The organism is Dysgonomonas reticulitermitis (assembly GCF_054601275.1).
The window spans coordinates 57,403-73,679 of the sequence record NZ_BAAHWU010000003.1; the positions used below are offsets into that span (position 1 = coordinate 57,403).

At 39.8% G+C, this 16,277-nt stretch carries 14 protein-coding genes and 1 pseudogene; 3 read left to right on the plus strand and 12 right to left on the minus strand.

From position 1 onward, the window contains the following. Window positions 1–418 precede the first annotated feature (418 nt). The 3 genes from ACYPZI_RS02380 to ACYPZI_RS02390 all read right to left on the minus strand — a co-directional run bounded on the left by ACYPZI_RS02380 (window position 419) and on the right by ACYPZI_RS02390 (window position 3,754). A complete protein-coding gene (locus ACYPZI_RS02380; RefSeq protein WP_459598231.1) occupies window positions 419–1,051 on the minus strand; it encodes a hypothetical protein in 633 nt (210 codons plus the stop codon). A 57-nt stretch (window positions 1,052–1,108) separates the two neighbouring features. Next, complete coding sequence (locus tag ACYPZI_RS02385; RefSeq protein ID WP_459598233.1) at window positions 1,109–2,542, minus strand: PDZ domain-containing protein; 1,434 nt, start codon at window positions 2,540–2,542, stop codon at window positions 1,109–1,111. A 114-nt stretch (window positions 2,543–2,656) separates the two neighbouring features. Then, the gene (locus ACYPZI_RS02390) at window positions 2,657–3,754 is read right to left on the minus strand and encodes a phosphotransferase enzyme family protein (protein WP_459598235.1); all 1,098 of its coding nucleotides are present in this window, start codon (window positions 3,752–3,754) and stop codon (window positions 2,657–2,659) included. A gap of 166 nt (window positions 3,755–3,920) precedes the next feature. On the opposite strand from ACYPZI_RS02390, the gene ACYPZI_RS02395 reads away from it, so the two are divergent. Both ACYPZI_RS02395 and ACYPZI_RS02400 read left to right on the plus strand, forming a co-directional pair. Beyond that, entirely contained in the window at window positions 3,921–5,318 is a 1,398-nt protein-coding gene (locus ACYPZI_RS02395; RefSeq protein ID WP_459598237.1) for a Gfo/Idh/MocA family protein, read from the plus strand. A gap of 273 nt (window positions 5,319–5,591) precedes the next feature. After that, window positions 5,592–7,424: a fibrobacter succinogenes major paralogous domain-containing protein gene (locus ACYPZI_RS02400; protein WP_459598239.1), complete on the plus strand. Its 1,833-nt coding sequence runs from the start codon at window positions 5,592–5,594 to the stop codon at window positions 7,422–7,424. Window positions 7,425–7,612: 188 nt separating this feature from the next. Here ACYPZI_RS02400 and ACYPZI_RS02405 read toward each other — a convergent pair whose 3' ends face one another. The 8 genes from ACYPZI_RS02405 to ACYPZI_RS02440 all read right to left on the minus strand — a co-directional run bounded on the left by ACYPZI_RS02405 (window position 7,613) and on the right by ACYPZI_RS02440 (window position 14,119). Beyond that, complete coding sequence (locus tag ACYPZI_RS02405) at window positions 7,613–8,710, minus strand: LptF/LptG family permease (RefSeq protein WP_459598241.1); 1,098 nt, start codon at window positions 8,708–8,710, stop codon at window positions 7,613–7,615. A 12-nt stretch (window positions 8,711–8,722) separates the two neighbouring features. Further along, window positions 8,723–9,853 (minus strand): tRNA guanosine(34) transglycosylase Tgt, encoded by a 1,131-nt coding sequence (gene tgt, locus ACYPZI_RS02410; RefSeq protein WP_459598243.1) that lies wholly within the window; start codon window positions 9,851–9,853, stop codon window positions 8,723–8,725. Between the two features lie 9 nt (window positions 9,854–9,862). Next, window positions 9,863–11,200, minus strand: coding sequence for a hemolysin family protein (locus ACYPZI_RS02415; RefSeq protein ID WP_459598245.1), 1,338 nt, complete (start codon window positions 11,198–11,200; stop codon window positions 9,863–9,865). A gap of 120 nt (window positions 11,201–11,320) precedes the next feature. Beyond that, entirely contained in the window at window positions 11,321–11,701 is a 381-nt protein-coding gene (locus ACYPZI_RS02420) for a VOC family protein (protein WP_459598247.1), read from the minus strand. Window positions 11,702–11,826: 125 nt separating this feature from the next. Then, window positions 11,827–12,756: a DMT family transporter gene (locus ACYPZI_RS02425; RefSeq protein WP_459598249.1), complete on the minus strand. Its 930-nt coding sequence runs from the start codon at window positions 12,754–12,756 to the stop codon at window positions 11,827–11,829. After that, window positions 12,756–12,962 carry a DUF2238 domain-containing protein gene (locus tag ACYPZI_RS02430; RefSeq protein ID WP_459598250.1) on the minus strand — a complete coding sequence of 69 codons (207 nt, stop codon included), beginning with the start codon at window positions 12,960–12,962 and terminating at the stop codon, window positions 12,756–12,758. Before ACYPZI_RS02430 ends, ACYPZI_RS02425 begins: the two co-directional genes overlap by 1 nt. Before the next feature lies 1 nt (window position 12,963). After that, window positions 12,964–13,515 carry a nitroreductase family protein gene (locus ACYPZI_RS02435; protein WP_459598252.1) on the minus strand — a complete coding sequence of 184 codons (552 nt, stop codon included), beginning with the start codon at window positions 13,513–13,515 and terminating at the stop codon, window positions 12,964–12,966. A 4-nt stretch (window positions 13,516–13,519) separates the two neighbouring features. Continuing rightward, window positions 13,520–14,119: a riboflavin synthase gene (locus tag ACYPZI_RS02440; RefSeq protein WP_459598254.1), complete on the minus strand. Its 600-nt coding sequence runs from the start codon at window positions 14,117–14,119 to the stop codon at window positions 13,520–13,522. A 202-nt stretch (window positions 14,120–14,321) separates the two neighbouring features. Here ACYPZI_RS02440 and ACYPZI_RS02445 point away from each other — a divergent pair. Further along, window positions 14,322–14,531, plus strand: a pseudogene (locus ACYPZI_RS02445) (transposase); the annotation flags it as partial. A 188-nt stretch (window positions 14,532–14,719) separates the two neighbouring features. On the opposite strand, the gene ACYPZI_RS02450 reads toward ACYPZI_RS02445, so the two are convergent. After that, window positions 14,720–16,234 (minus strand): BACON domain-containing protein, encoded by a 1,515-nt coding sequence (locus ACYPZI_RS02450; protein WP_459598256.1) that lies wholly within the window; start codon window positions 16,232–16,234, stop codon window positions 14,720–14,722. Window positions 16,235–16,277: the final 43 nt, after the last annotated feature.

A 16,277-nucleotide genomic window follows, 5' to 3' on the forward strand; every position in this document is an offset into this window, starting at 1 on the left:
AAAGGCCTTGCTTACTGATAACTGTTGACTACTGACTGTGGAGTTTGTTACTTTTTAGTTAAATTCTGGTTTGTCATGCTGACGACAGGAAGCATCTCCTGTCTCTCGGGGATCGGGATCCTTCCCTGCGGTCAGGATGACAAAGAGGGTAGCCGCGCGAGCAAGGGCTAACGGCTAACGGCTAACAGCTAAAAAATGAGTGTGGAGTTTGTTACTTTTTGGAAATAGCTACGAGTAGACGAGATACGAGGTACGAGTTGTTGGCTGATGACTGTAGAAGTTTGTTACTTTTTAGTTAAAATTGTAGGGGCGAACCTGCGTGTTCGCCTGCTTTCCGGGTAAACACACAAGTCTGCTCCTGCAAACGCGTGAAATGACAGAAATAAATTTTTCATGGTTTGCTCCGGCGAATATGATGTCAGAAGACCTTTTTATTTAATTTTATGGATATGGCTTTTAATTTTTCCGATGCATTGTTGCATATTCTTAACACTTCAAGGTCGAATTCACTCATATAGAAATTATACATAGGTATGGAGACCGGTGTTCCTTCCATTTCCAATAGGTATTCTTTAAATCCTTCTTCCTTTTTCTGTTGGAAATACATATCGAGTACGAGTTTCAACTGTTCCATATCGGAATATGCCTCCCATATAGATCGCAGTACCTCTTTGTCCTTTATAAACCGCATGTTTCCAGACGTTTTGAACATCTCAAAAGCATTCGACTTGTATGTATGTATGAGGATATTGTGGTACACATACTTGTAATTTTGTATTGTGTCCTGATTCAGTGATTTCTTATCATGCGACAATAAGTACCGGGCGTAATTTGTTGATTTTTCCATGCTTGGAATAACATCGTTATCTATATCTTTGAAATTTTCTTCCAGTTCCAGTTTTATCGCATTCAGATAAAGGATAGTGTCTTTTTTTTCATTCAGGCCGGTTATCCAGCTGTTTAGGGATAACGTAACGGCAATACCGGCCACAACGATTGAAAAATCCCGCAAGTATTTTGTAATTCTTTTTGTCGGTAATTTTATTTTCATATCCGTATTTTTTTTAGGCAACAACGATGGTTCAAAAATATTTATATATGTTTTTGTTTATAATATCCTTACAGATAATGATTTGCGTATTTCAGGCGTTACGGTGAACACACGTCTACGCAAGCCATCCCATGCTTCTATCGTAAGGCGGTTATCATTTTTAGGATTTATATATTTTTCGAAACCATACAGGTACGAAAAGTTCGCGAGATATTCCGGCTTGTTGAATTCTTTGATTATTTCAGGGTAATATGCTACATTCCAGAACATACATTCACTAAAGCCTTCGGCATTGACGAATCGTGTAGTAGGATCTCTCAGTACCATCGTTTCGGTAATGAAGTTTTTATAGCTGGCGGATAAATCTTCTTTTGTTTGATTAAATTTCTTGTCATTTATTTTCCGGATAAGATAGCCGGGGCGTATTCCTGCAATAAATGCAGGGGAATTGGGATCGACATCGTTCACTGTTATCAGATTGTCTGCGTCGAAATAAATTCCTGTATAATTATATTTATTAAATTCCACTGTATATTTTGCTTCACTTTTCTTTACTGAATATGGAAATTGTTTTAGCATGAGTGGGGTATGTAGTTTTACATAATCTTCGAGAGAATAATTTGCCGAAAGATAGTCTTTGATATTACAATCCCATATTTGAGTAAGTTTCTCGGTGTCGATGTATTTTCTGTCATAGAAGCTGAATCCGAAATCAACGGTAAATTGTGCGGCGGTTTTGGCTTTCGGGTCTTTTGCATCAAAGATCGGCAATAGCGCCATTTGTTGTTTTTCGGTGTTAAACCTCCATGAACCCGGCCTGTAGTTGGGATTGTTCAACCCTGTAAATCGAGGATTGGGCTCATAAGTATAATATATCTGCACTACTATGTCAGGGTCTTCTGTGTTACGAACCAGACCTTTTGATTGTAGTTCTTTTTCTACCAGTGCTGTGATTTGCTTGTCTATGGCAGGTACTTCATCTCCGGGATTATAGAAATCATAACTATGATAATCTGTAAAATCCACATCTTTGCGTGGTTCTACAGATAAAGGCAGGGTAAAGCTTCTTTGATTGGTATTTTCCAGGCTGTAAAACGAGAATATATTGGATAGTTCCCGCTCACTCACCGAGTTTACTGTTATGCATTTCCTCTCCAAAGTATATTCCTTGAAGTAAGTATTCATATTGCGAATAGTAAATTTTACCTCCGGAGTGTACATATCGCTGAATAACCAGTTGGCTATGGTTTGATTGTCTCGCAAATAGGTTGCTTTACCATTAATTTCCATAATGATGTCGCCTACTTTGATCCCTATTTTTTCGGCAGGAGAATATGGCTCTACACTTGTTATTACAAGTTCGCCGTATCCCCAGTTTGAATTTCTGCTTACTTCAAAGGTAAAACCATAGTAACAATTCTTTGTATATCCCTGTGGTTTAATATATAAAGAAACCATCAGGAGTAGGAACACCAAGAATATTTTTCTCATTTAATAGAATCTAAAATCCAGTGCAAAGATAAAATATTTTATGAGTATAATATCTTATAAAAATAGCATAGCTATAAAAAATAGCTATGCTACTTCAAATATTTAACTAAATCCTTATCGCAATTTTTTTACAAGATCATTTACTATTTGGCACATCTTACCATAGTTTTCTTCCATCGATTGCAACAACTTGTATTGTGCATGTGTACGGACAAGATTATGTTTTTCGTTTTTCACTTTATAATAATTATCACCATCGATATAATCCATCAGGAAGCGCAATACTTGTTCAAATGTGATATATTTTGCGGAGAAGGCAAGATTCTCTATTTCGGCAGGGGTGATAAACGAAATGGTTTCCGACAGGTATCCGGAAGTATATCCTTCAAATATATCCATCTTGATATATACATTGTCAAGATTCTCATCGTCCTCTTTTCCTGCATTGGTATATGAACGGATCGCATCGCCATAGTCGTTTAATACGATACTGCTAAGAACGGTATCCAAATCGATAACACAGAGCACATTGCCTTGTTTGTCGAAGAGGATATTGCTTATTTTGGTATCGTTATGAGTTACCCGTGTAGGTATTTCTCCCGATTCGGCTTTTGCCCAAAGAGCCAACATCTCTTCTCGACGGCTTTCTATCCAGTCAATTTCCGCCTGCACTTCGGCTTTTCTGCCTACCGGATCTTTTTTCAATACTTCATCCCATTGCCGGAAACGGAAACGCATATTGTGAAATCCCGGGAGGATATCAGCTAATGGTTCTTTCATGTCAGCCAGCATCGCCTGAAATTTACCGATACCTTTACCTCCTTGTGAGGCCAGAGCCGGAGAATCGGCATATTCGTATGTGATTGTATCTTCTATGCACAAGCATGCAGCCCAATACTGATCTTCCTGATCTTTAAAGTGTAATTGTCCGTCTATAGTAGGGGTTACAGTAAGAGCTTCTCTCAACGGGTCGCCTCCTTGTGCGATTATTTTTTTCTTTAAGTGCGAGGTTACCTTATAGATGTTTTCCATCATAGCAGGTACGTCTTTGAATATGTTTTTATTTTTTCTTTGCAGGATGTAGTTTGGTGATTGCCCTTCTGTTTCTACCAGAAAAGTATCATTTATTAAACCTTCACCCAATGGGCGTATTTCTTTTACTATACCTTCGAAAGCGAAGTTTTTACTAATTTCCAATAAGGTCTCTTTCATGTCGTGTTTTATGGTTAATTTTATAAAATGTTTACAATTTGGAATATTTTTTACAATGTTATGGGAAATCAAGATAGATTTAATTGTTTACTTTGTAAAAGTATATAATTTCTGAGTTTAAATAAAACTATTATAATCTAAAAACCTAAAAACTATTTAAATCATCATGAAAAGAACTACGTTATTGTTATTGAGTGTTTTTTTTCTGGGTTCGCTGGCTTTATGGTCGCAACAAGTGATAAAAACACCAGTACCAACTCGTCCGGCAGGGCAAAAAGACGCTTTAGAACTGAGGACAGCTCCTATACCGACAGTCCGGGTCGCATTTATTGGATTAGGTATGCGTGGACCGGGTGCTGTACAACGGATGACACATATTCCCGGAGTAGAAATTATAGCCTTATGCGACGTATTGGAAAAGAACACAAGTAAGGTAAATGACATGTTGGTGAAGCGTGGTTTCCCTAAAGCAAAAGAATTTTATGGAGATACAGAAATCTGGCGCCAAGTAACAAAATTGCCGAACGTAGACCTTGTTTATGTAGCTACTGACTGGTTGCACCATGCTCAGATAGGTATTCAGGCATTGAAGGATGGTAAGCATGTAGCTATCGAAGTGCCATCGGCTATGAATATGGACGAAATTTGGGAGCTAATCAATTTAGCTGAACAAAAGCGTTTACATTGTGTGCCTCTTGAAAATTGCGGATACGACAAATTTGAACTAACTACATTAAACATGGTTCAACAAGGTCTGTTAGGTGAGGTTCTTCATGGAGAAGGAGCTTATATTCATGGCCTTCAGCCGTATTGGAACCAATATTGGAATAACTGGCGCATGGACTACAATAGAAAGCACCGTGGCGACCTGTATCCTACACATGGTATTGGCCCTGTATGTCAGGCAATGAATATTCATCGCGGCGATAAGATGAATTTCCTTGTATCGGTAGATACAAGAGCCGTGGGTAATCCTGCATTTATAAAGGAGCATACAGGTGAAGAGGTGAAAGATTTCCGCAATGGTGACCATACAAGTACTCTGATCAGAACAGAGAAAGGAAAAACAATATTGGTAGAACATAATGTAACGTCTCCACGCCCATATAACCGTATGTATCAATTGACAGGGACAAAAGGCTTTGCCAATAAATATCCGATAGAAGGCTATGCTCTTGACGGTGGAGAAATCGATCCGGAAGTTGCCGGCAATCATGAGAACTTGAATGCACACAGCTTTGTACCGAATAATCTGAGAAAGTCTCTGATGGATAAATATCAGCACCCAATAACAAAAGCTATGTTTGACGATAAGAAGACACTTATCGAAAAAGCCGAAGAAGTTGGTGGACACGGAGGTATGGATTTTATCATGGACTATCGTTTGATCTACTGTTTGCAAAAAGGACTGCCTGTTGATATGGATGTATACGACCTTGCTGATTGGTGTTGTTTAATACCATTAACAGAGATTTCATTGGATAATAATTCTGCGCCTGTCGAGATACCTGATTTTACTCGCGGTGCATGGAATAAATTAGATGGATTGAAGTTTGCACAATAATGTTAATCAGTAGTAAGTAATCAGTGAACAGTAAACAGTAAACAGTGAACAGTAAACAGTAAACAGTTATCAGTGAATATGTCCGTTTCGTTACCAATGACAGATTTTTATATACTGTTGATAATGAGCGAAATGAAAATATATTCAACATATCAAAAATGTAGCGATTTAGCATTCTGTCATATACACATTGTGCCCAAAAAATTGGGTTCCGGCTCGCAATGACGAAAAGACCTGATAACTGATTAATAATTTACACAAAAACAAAGCTTTATGAAACTAAAGAAAATGAAAATCCTACTGCCGGTCTGTATACTGCTAGCGTTATTGTCGATGCCGGCCTATGGGCAGGTGACTATAGGCGAGAATAAAAAACCCGAGAGTTTTTCGGTACTGGAGGTTTCCACCGCCAATACAAAAGGCGGGTTGCGCATGCCGCAACTGACGACCATTGAGCGTAACGCCTGGCGTGACTACTTTTTAGGAAACACAATCACCGCCGCCGAGTTGGCGAACGCTCCGGGGCTTGTCATCTACAATACCGACACCGGCTGTATGGAATACTGGAACACCCTGAAATGGATTTCCCTCTGTGATGGATGCAACGAGATAACAGCCGTATCGATCAGTGGCGGTACAACCATCCCCCAGGGAACAACCACTGCCGTCACCCTGACTGCTACAGCGACAGGAGGAACGGCAACCTCATACGAATGGTACCTGGGTGGTTCGAAGGTTGAGACAACAACTGATAATACATACACTGTGCCGCAAAGCGTGAACAATGCAGCCGGTACCTATTCCTATACCGTTAAGGCGATAAATGCCTGCTCGGATGCGACTTCAACTCCGGCGATAGTATCGGTTGTAAGCACTGTTCCCGGCAGTGTCACCGTCAAGTTCACCGGCAGAACCATCTTCGATATCGCGCAGGGTAACAACAACGACGATTACGGCAAACTGACCGCCCGTCGGCCTTATAGTACCAATTTTGCGCAAATACAAGAACAGGATGCCACAGACGGGACGCCGGTGAAGATAGATCCAGATCCGAGTGCTACCTGGCTTTACTCGGGTAGGCAGGTGTACACCTTTACCCCGTCGGCTACCGTATCGAATGTGCGGTTCACTTATATGGAGGATGCTTCCTTAGAGGCTATCGTAAGTATGACCGCGAAAGACAACGCAGACTATAGCGGAAACATAGCAGCCAATACAGCTTGCAAAGCCGTAGTGATTTACAAACCGGAGCTGATGACAACCTTGTTAAATAAGACCCGCGACCAGGCTGTTCAGCCCAAATTGTACGCCATTTACAATGACAAGGCAAATGGAGCGGGAACAGAACGTGCTGTCGAGTTGACTATCAGCCTTCAGGATTGCAATTGCTGCGGGGCATTCAACACATCCGGCGACTGGAAGAACTTCCTGTGCTATAACCTCGGGGCTAATTTTATGCTCGATCCGTTTACTTATAAATCGAACGGTGATGATGTCGGTGGGGATATTAAGGGTGACCTTTATCAGTGGGGACGTGTGGCTGATGGCCATGAGAAACGTAACAGCGATAGGTATCCGACTAACGATGACTCGCAAGAAAACGGCGCCGTTCCGGACGCTGATCTGGATGCCAATGATTTGCAGGTTTCTAGCAGCTCTGACGCTTATCATAAATTTATAAAAAACGATGGTATATACAGAGCCGACTGGCGTCAGACACAAAAAGATAACCTTTGGGGCGATGGTAATCAAGACGAAGACGTGGATAAAGTTGTTGCTAACGACCCATGTCCTCCGGGATGGAAAGTGCCTAGCCAGAAACAATGGGCTTCTATATTTACCAGTATGACGTCACCTAATATATGGACTTGGACAACTGACGGTTATAAGGTAGGCTCGTCATTATATTTGCCGGCCGCTGGCACGCGGAGCAACAATACAGGTACGCTGAACAACGTTGACGTCCGCGGTGACTACTGGAGTAGTACGGTTTATAATACCTTGGTGTATGCCATTTACTTAAACTCTTTCGGCAGTGCCCAAATTTATCCGGCAAACAGCTACAGCCGTGCACTCGGGCACTCAGTACGGTGTGTTGCAGAATAAAAGCATCCGCAGGGCGCGTGCCCGACAGGGCAGATTATACATACGAGGGACCGGAAGAAATTTCTTCCGGCCTCTCGTGCTTATAAGAGCCTCTTTTGTTGAGTAATGAGTCTTGTAAGTTGTTTGTGATAGCTCCCAGAGCTTGATCTTCTATTTATGTTCAAGTTGAACAAGCTAAATCAATGGGATTAATTTGGAGCTTTAGTATAGAGGTATGCTGCAATGAATATAAAGACTATATTGGGCATCCATACGGCCAACCATGCCGGCATTGTTCCTGAGATAGCAAATGAGGAACTGACTGTCTGAAACATGATGTATGTTACGCTTAAAGCCAGTCCTATTCCTATGTTAAGCCCCATCCCCCCTTTTATTTTCCTCGCGGATAAAGATGCTCCTATGATAGTCAATATAAATGCCGAAAACATGGAAGCAAAACGTTTGTGAAATTCTATCTCGAACTGGGTAATGCTTACATTCCCTACACTGGCAATCCCTTTAGATCTTTGCCTCTCGATATATTTGTATAGCTGAGGTGTGGTCATTTGCTCAAAGTCGTTTACCGAAACCAGAAAATCACTTGGCACAACATTTAAGGTAGTATCCAGGCTGGCCCCATTGGTAATAACTTCTTTCATCCCTTTGAACTCGCGGATATTATAGTTCTTCAGTACCCAATGATAGCCCGAATCGTATTCAATACTTCTCGCGGTAAGGCGCGATTTTAATTCTTTACCTTCAAATTTGTCAAGCGATAGGTTGCTACCTTGCTTCGTTTGATTCCGATAGCTCTCTATATATAAAATTACGCCTTCATCTATGCGCATCTGTATCTGGTTTGCAGAAACAACTTCCTTGTTTTTTATATATTTATTCTGAAATTTAATCCGGGAATCATTGGCAGGGGGAATGATAAAGCTGCTCAGGATGAAAGAAGCAACAGCAATAACTGCTGCCGAAATCATATAGGGTTTCATCAGACGTTTAAAACTCATCCCATTCGATAGCATAGCTATAACCTCAGAGTTATCGGCTAACTTCGACGTGAAGAATATGACGGCAATAAAAACAAATAAAGCGCTGAAGAGATTCGTATAGTAAGGAATAAAATTCAGGTAGTATTGAAATACGATGGCCTTTAACGGTGCATTGTTCGTTAAAAACTTATCGAGACGTTCGTTGATGTCGAAAACTACCGAAATGGATATGATAAGCATAATTGAGAATAGATATGTTCCCAAAAATTTCTTTATTATGTACTTATCCAGTATCGACAGTATTTTCATATTCATCCGGAATTATAATCGTTTCGACACGTTTTCAATCATACCTTTCTTCCATATTGTAAAGTCTCCGGCAATAATGTGCCGTCGGGCTTCCGTTACCAGCCATAAATAGAATGCCAGATTATGGATCGATGCTATTTGTAATGCCAGTATTTCATTCGTAATAAACAGATGACGAAGATATGCTTTTGTATATAAAGTATCGACATATGATGCGCCGTTTTCTTCTATTGGAGAAAAATCGGTTGCCCATTTCTTGTTTCGCATATTCATTATTCCGTCACGGGTAAAAATTTGCCCATTGCGTCCATTGCGGGTAGGCATAATACAATCGAACATATCTACCCCACGTTCTATAGCTTCCAGTATATTGACCGGAGTGCCTACACCCATCAGATAGCGAGGCTTGCCGGCAGGCAGAATTTCGTTCACTATCTCAATCATTTCATACATTTTTTCGGTAGGTTCGCCTACGGCAAGGCCTCCGATCGCATTGCCGTCCGCACCTTTAGATGCTACATTTTCGGCAGCTCTTATCCGGAGATCGGGATAGACGCAACCCTGCACGATAGGGAATAAGGCCTGTTTGTAGCCATATTCGCATTCTGTTTCATTGAATCGTTTAACGCACCTGTCCAGCCATCTTTCTGTCAGGTCTAATGACTTTTTCGCATAAGCATAATCGGCATCACCCGGCGTGCATTCATCGAAAGCCATCATTATATCGGCGCCTATGGTACGCTCGATGTCCATTACCGATTCGGGCGTGAATATATGTTTCGATCCATCGATATGTGAACGGAATATTGCGCCTTCTTCTGTTAATTTGCGGTTTTCAGCTAAAGAAAAAACCTGAAAACCTCCACTATCGGTCAGTATCGGTTTATTCCAGCTGTTAAACTTGTGAAGTCCTCCGGCTTGTTGCAAAATTTCCAATCCCGGACGTAAATATAAATGATAGGTATTCCCCAGGATAATCCGGGCTTTTATATCATTTTCCAGCTCGGTCATATGGACAGCTTTTACAGCGCCTTGTGTTCCCACCGGCATGAAAATAGGAGTTTCTATTTGTCCGTGGTCTGTTGTAATAAGCCCCGCACGGGCTTTTGACAGGCCATCGGTATATTGAAGTTTAAAATCCATTTCTTTTTATCAGATCTGACTGGTTTTTTGCTCGTTATCTTCACTTTCGGTAGATACTAAGTCTTTTAGCTGTACAATTACAATAGAAGTTTTATTCTTTTTCAGAACCGTAAATTGATAATCTTCAGCTTCCAGCTTATCGTGGGTATTTGGTATCCGGCCAAACTTATCTATTAAATATCCGGCCAGAGTGTCGTATTGTTTATCTTTGTCAATCGGATGTGGCAACTCATCGTTAATATCAGATATGGCAGCGGTTGCTATCACAGAATAGATATTCTCTCCGGTCTGTTCTACAAACGGGATCTCGTTATCGTATTCATCTTGTATTTCGCCGACAAGTTCTTCAAGTATATCTTCCATTGTGATGATTCCCTCTACACCGCCATATTCGTTCAACACCATTGCTATTTGCTGATGTTTTACCTGAAACTCTTTAAGCAACTGACCAATGCGTTTTGTCTCAGGAGTAAAAGAAACAGGGCGGACAATAGAGCGTATGTCTACCGATCCGCTAACGCGCATCTTTTTCAAAATATCTTTGAGGTGGACAACTCCTATAACATTGTCGATACTGTCTTCGTAACACGGAATACGTGAATAACCTTCTTCTATAACAAATTCCAGCGTTTTTTCGTCATAGTCGTTAGCATCTATAGATACTACTTGCGTGCGTGGTACCATAATCTGACGCGCAGTTCGTTCTGAAAAATCGAATGCGTTTTGTATTATGTCAAATTCGGCGCTATCTACCGTTCCGCTTTCTTTTGCCTGATCGACCAGATAGCGTAACTCATCGCTACTGTATACTTCTTGCTCCGAAACAACATGCAAGCCTATTGCTTTTATTACGAAATTGGCAACGCCGTTCAATACCCATATAAATGGGCGGCAAATCCAATAGAAACCATGTAGCGGATAGGCTACAGCCATTGTGGTTTGCTCCGAACGTTGGATGGCTAACGATTTAGGAGCGAGTTCACCCAATACAATATGTAATATGGTGATAATTGCAAATGCGGAAATCAGGGATATGGTAGAAAGTAGAGTGGGGGAAATTGTCAGATCGAACAGGCCTAAAGCATCCCTTATTATTTTAGAGACCACAGGTTCGCCTATCCACCCTAAAGCCAAACTGGATAATGTGATACCAAATTGAGTCGCAGCCAGATATGAATCTAAATGTGTGACAATATGTTTCGATAAGATTGCTGTTTTACTTCCGGCTTGAGCCTTTAGTTCTAATTGAGAAGATCTTACTTTGACAATAGCGAACTCAGCGGCGACAAAAAAACCGTTTAGAAAAACAAAAAAGAAAGTAACGAGTACCGAGAGAAATATGTCCATATTCTATATGAATGATAATAGTGCAAAGATAATATAAAAGTATATCCGTTAAATAAAAACGAAAAAATCTATCCTATTTTATATTATCTTTTTCATCTTAATTGTCAAATGAGTAGCATATTATCGTTTAAGGCGTAATATTTCAATCCAATAGTCGTCGGGGTCGTTAATGAAATAGAGACCCATGTCGTGATTTTCGTAACAAATACAGCCCATTTCTCTGTGAAACTCCCTGATCTTATCATAGTCCCCATCTACCCTGATGCATAGATGGCTTTCGTTTTCGCCAAGTTCGTAGGCTTGTGGATGATCTTTTAACCATGTCAACTCCAGGGAGAAAGACGTTTCGCCATCACCCAGGTAAACAAGTGTAAAAGCGCCTGTAGATGACTCCTTACGTCTGACTTCTTTCAGCCCTAATGCTTTTTCGTAAAATGCGATACTTCTATCGAGATCGGTAACGTTGATATTAAAATGATCGAATCTTCCTTTTATTTCCATAATTCTTATTAACTCTTAAGTGAAATACAAATATACGAAATATCAATCAGTAGTCAAAGGAGTTATCACTCGCCTGGCAAATTTAAATATTTAAAGATTCTTGACTACTTACTACTTACTACTTACTACTTACTACTATTCTGTATAGCTACTTCCATATCAGCTCTGGACTTGCTTTTAGTTACCAGATATACCCCTCCGAATATAAAGATAGCGGCAATTAGTTTCTCTATTGTGAATTTATCCATTCCCATATAAATGGCGACAGCCGAAGCTATCAACGGTTGCATATTATTGTACATTGATATGGTAGTCGGTCTGATTCTTCTTTGGGCAAACGGGATTAATAAATAGGCTATAAATGTGGCCCCAATCAAGGTAAATGATATAAGTAAAAACGGTGTTATGTCTGTCTGCCGGAATAGAGGGGCATTGAATACTTCTCCATAGCTGAAAGGTAATGCTGCCATGCATGCAAATAAAAACATCCATTTCATCATGGTTACAGACGAGTATTTCTCAGACAACGGACGTGTAATGACCAGATAAAACGCATAAAAGAACTGCGCTCCTGCAATAGCCATATTACCGAGCATGCTTGCTCCTTGTTCAATATCTCCATGATGACTCGAGTAAACCAAAAATATAGCTCCCGCAGCCCCGACAAATACCCCGCCGGCTTTCATCCACGTAATAGGCTCTTTGAGTACGATGGCAGCTATAATCATGGCAAATAGCGGACTGCTGGTTGTTATGATAGAGGCATCAACCGGTGATGTCAGGCCTAGTCCATAGGCAAACAATCCCTGATTGAACATCATACCGCATAATCCTCCGGCCAGTAGCATCAGCAGGTCTTTCTTTTCTACCTTTTCTTTTGGTAAAAACAGTGAAACGAACCAAAAGGCCAATGCCCCAAACGACATGCGTAAGGCTGTCATAGCGACGGGCGTAAGAAGCCCTTCTGCAAACAAGTATTTATTGATGGGTATATTCAATCCGAAAATCAATATAACGACTACCATTATAAGATTCCCTTGTTGTTTCTTTCCCATTATTTTTTACTGATTTGGTTTATTTGTTTGTTTTGAAGTTTCGAGAAGAAAACGAGCATACATATAGCTCCTGTCATAGCGCAGAACATATCCGACTGGGTATCCCACTCGTAACCTTGCATACCTAAAAAATCTTCAGCTCCATCTCCCGACCATATGGCAACAGCAAAAAATATAGTGAGGAAAAAGCAATATTTTTTCTCCATACTATTTGTATGTGTTGTAGGATACAACTTCTTCTATAGATTTTCGTTTCTTTTCGCGTAAAGGCTGAGCCGGATATCCGATAATTATATCCAGCACTACCCGCCTGTTGTCTGGTATATTTAAAAGCTTTTTCATTTTCGACTCGGCAAACCATCCGAGCATACAACTGCCCAGTCCTTCGGCTTTGGCTGCCAGGCAAATATGTGTAGCAGCAATGCCAATATCGAGGAATGCAAAGTGTTTATCTTTAACTATTCCGCCTATACCCGAACTGATGTTAACTTTTTCTTCTACGACAATGATGTGTACGGGAGCTTGTTTAGTAAAGTGGTTCATTCCCAATAAGCGGGCAGATGCCGCATCGGCTACCTTATTTTTCAATTCGGGTTCGTCTACCACGATAAAGTGCCAAGGTTGTGCATTACATGCAGACGGAGCCAGGCGTGCAGCCTCCAGTATACGCGCTATAATCTCGCGGTCTACACCACGGCTGGTATCATATGCACGGGTACTTTGCCGTCTTTTTACTAATTCGTAAAAATCTTTTTCCATAAAATCAAAGCTGAGTGATGCGGCTAATATATTTGCCAATAATATCAAACTCAATATTTATTACACTTCCTACTTTTATCTGATGGAAATTTGTATGCTCGTATGTGTATGGGATAATAGCTACTTCGAATGTATTGTTTGTAGGAACAACTACGGTAAGGCTGACACCGTTAACTGTTACCGAACCTTTATCTACGGTCAGATATCCTTTTTTCGCCATTTCGCGGTCAAACTCGTACTCAAACTTAAAATACCAGCTGCCGTCAGCTTCACGTATCTCCACACATTTGGCAGTCTGGTCTACATGGCCTTGTACAATGTGTCCGTCGAGACGTCCGTTCATCAACATACTGCGTTCGAGATTCACTTTGTCGCCTACTTGTAGCAATCCGAGGTTGGAGCGTTCGAGAGTCTCTTTTATTGCTGTTACTGTGTATTTGTCATCGTCAATGTTTACAACGGTCAAACAAACCCCGTTGTGTGCTACACTTTGGTCTATTTTCAATTCGTGAGTGAATGAACATTTCATTGTCAGATGCAGATTTTCTGCTTCTTTACGCAACGAAACTACTGTTGCTGCTTCTTCAACTATACCTGAAAACATAATTATTTTTGTTTTTATATTATAGGTACAAAGTTACGCATTAATTTTATCCTTTTAAGAATTTCGATGAGAATGATTTCCTATGCTCGTTTTCTCCTACGGGGATTGATTTTACTGAATTCAATAATGAAGTATTTTATATTCCCGTCGATTATTGTACTTTTATAAAAAATGAATAAATGGTTGTAAATGCTTAAAACTAAACTGCAAATTGAATGAATATAAAAAGAAAGCAAGGGAACGTCTCTTATCCGAACAGGGGATTTACCATCGCGGTAAGCGTTGTATAGAACCCGAAGCGGTATTTGCCCAGATAAAACACAATCATCAGTTCAACAGGTTAAGGTTAAGAGGATTACAGAAGGTGAAATTAGAGTTTACTCTGGTGCCTATTGCTCATAACTTGAGAAAATGGACGAATACTGCTGTCTTTAATCGACTTTTGACTAAAATACTGTCCCTTTGTAGACTATTTATGAATAACAAAAGAACTAATCATCATATCATCTCAAATATAAGAGGAATCGACACTGCTGACAAAAAAAGAAGGCATCTCGCTTTTGAGACACATCCTTTTTCATATTCTTATTTTTGACACAATCACTTCGAAACTTTAAACGAGTATGAAATAGTAGCTATGGAGTGATCTATAAGGCTAGATAAATTAAAACCTATCGGATAAACATTACTGAAATCATTCTTCGCGAGAGTATCTTTATATGCATTCACTGCATCCATATGGCCTTTCTTTATTTGTGCCTGATTATCATTATTGAAATAAACATAACTAATATCGGAGGTATCGATAAGACGACTTTCTTCTGCCGATAAAGACTGTCCTGATATTACTTTATTTATAGCTGACTTAACATCCCCGAAATAAGTATCTGACTCTACAATTAAAAGACCTACCCTACCATAATATACTGAACTAACATAGGCCACACCTTTGTTTTTGTCTACTTCTTTGAGCTCTTCTTTAATCAATTGGCTCAGAATATCCATATCAAGACTGAAACATGTTTGTTTGAAAGAGAATATCAATCCATATTTCTTTGTCATTTTCTCTGTTTTATAGGAAGAACCCGATACTACTTCATCTAGCTTTACTCCCATATTAGCGATGCCTAAGGTATACAATCGCCTATAAGTATAAAATTCAATTGTTCCATTATCAGAAATAAAAGATAGATTTTGAGTCGGTTTCTTATTTATTATTTCTTGGGCATACGCATTCTGTTCATTCAACGAAGGTACATAGGTTTTCGATTTTATACCACTTGCTATAGCTGACGTTGAGATAGTAATCGGGTTAAATGTATAACCTGTAAACTCAGGAATATTTGTAACTGAACCAGCATTATAGCTAAGCAAGTTGCCTAAATATATTTTATTCTTAATATCAGGATTTACAAACAGATTGAAAACGTTTATGTCGTAGCTATCCAATGCTCCTGTAAAACTAACATATTTCAAAGAAAATATTGGTAGAGAAGGAGTCCATATAACATCTTTAAGACCAAACTGACTGATATTCAAAATTTCACTTTTCGCTGCGCCAATGAAAGTAAGACTTGCCCCCCTTCCTATCGGTTCTTTATTCTCAGCTACTGAAATAGTTATCTCTGCGGACTTATCTCCCGACATAGGATGAACAGTAAGCCAAGTAGGCACATCCTTAATCGTCCAAGGTCTGTTAGTTGTTAATTTTATTTTTTGCTCATCCCCTATGATACCTATTGATAAAGAATTTTTACTAAACTCTATGAAGGGATCCATATCATAGACACCCAACTGCTCTACCTCAAGAGTCTTAACTGCATCACCACATGCAAATACTAAGGTAGCTTTTCGCCGTTCTAATTCTACATTTTCTGTAACGACAATCATTATCTCTGCATCGTAATCTCCAGAGGAAAGACTAACTGATATCCATTCGGGTACATCTGTGATAGACCACTCTCCGCTTGCCACGAGCTTTACTGACTCTTGTCCGCCTTTCGTGTCAATCACAACTGAATTTTTGTCTAGTTCGATAGAAAACTTTTCTTTATCATCGTTGTCACATGATATAAGAATCAAGCTAATTAGAAATAGGAATAGTTTATTTTTCATGAGTATCTTAGCTGTATAATATTAGTTTTTTCATCTCGCGCAT

Bases quoted from the DNA above. Each gene is read 5' to 3' on its own strand.
- ACYPZI_RS02405 (WP_459598241.1), bottom strand. From the start codon at position 8,710: ATGAAAATACTGTCGATACTGGATAAGTACATAATAAAGAAATTTTTG.
- ACYPZI_RS02430 (WP_459598250.1), bottom strand. From the start codon at position 12,962: ATGGAGAAAAAATATTGCTTTTTCCTCACTATATTTTTTGCTGTTGCC.
- ACYPZI_RS02380 (WP_459598231.1), bottom strand. From the start codon at position 1,051: ATGAAAATAAAATTACCGACAAAAAGAATTACAAAATACTTGCGGGAT.
- ACYPZI_RS02415 (WP_459598245.1), bottom strand. From the start codon at position 11,200: ATGGACATATTTCTCTCGGTACTCGTTACTTTCTTTTTTGTTTTTCTA.
- ACYPZI_RS02390 (WP_459598235.1), bottom strand. From the start codon at position 3,754: ATGAAAGAGACCTTATTGGAAATTAGTAAAAACTTCGCTTTCGAAGGT.
- ACYPZI_RS02440 (WP_459598254.1), bottom strand. From the start codon at position 14,119: ATGTTTTCAGGTATAGTTGAAGAAGCAGCAACAGTAGTTTCGTTGCGT.
- ACYPZI_RS02420 (WP_459598247.1), bottom strand. From the start codon at position 11,701: ATGGAAATAAAAGGAAGATTCGATCATTTTAATATCAACGTTACCGAT.
- ACYPZI_RS02450 (WP_459598256.1), bottom strand. From the start codon at position 16,234: ATGAAAAATAAACTATTCCTATTTCTAATTAGCTTGATTCTTATATCA.
- ACYPZI_RS02425 (WP_459598249.1), bottom strand. From the start codon at position 12,756: ATGGGAAAGAAACAACAAGGGAATCTTATAATGGTAGTCGTTATATTG.
- ACYPZI_RS02385 (WP_459598233.1), bottom strand. From the start codon at position 2,542: ATGAGAAAAATATTCTTGGTGTTCCTACTCCTGATGGTTTCTTTATAT.
- ACYPZI_RS02400 (WP_459598239.1), top strand. From the start codon at position 5,592: ATGAAACTAAAGAAAATGAAAATCCTACTGCCGGTCTGTATACTGCTA.
- tgt (WP_459598243.1), bottom strand. From the start codon at position 9,853: ATGGATTTTAAACTTCAATATACCGATGGCCTGTCAAAAGCCCGTGCG.
- ACYPZI_RS02395 (WP_459598237.1), top strand. From the start codon at position 3,921: ATGAAAAGAACTACGTTATTGTTATTGAGTGTTTTTTTTCTGGGTTCG.
- ACYPZI_RS02435 (WP_459598252.1), bottom strand. From the start codon at position 13,515: ATGGAAAAAGATTTTTACGAATTAGTAAAAAGACGGCAAAGTACCCGT.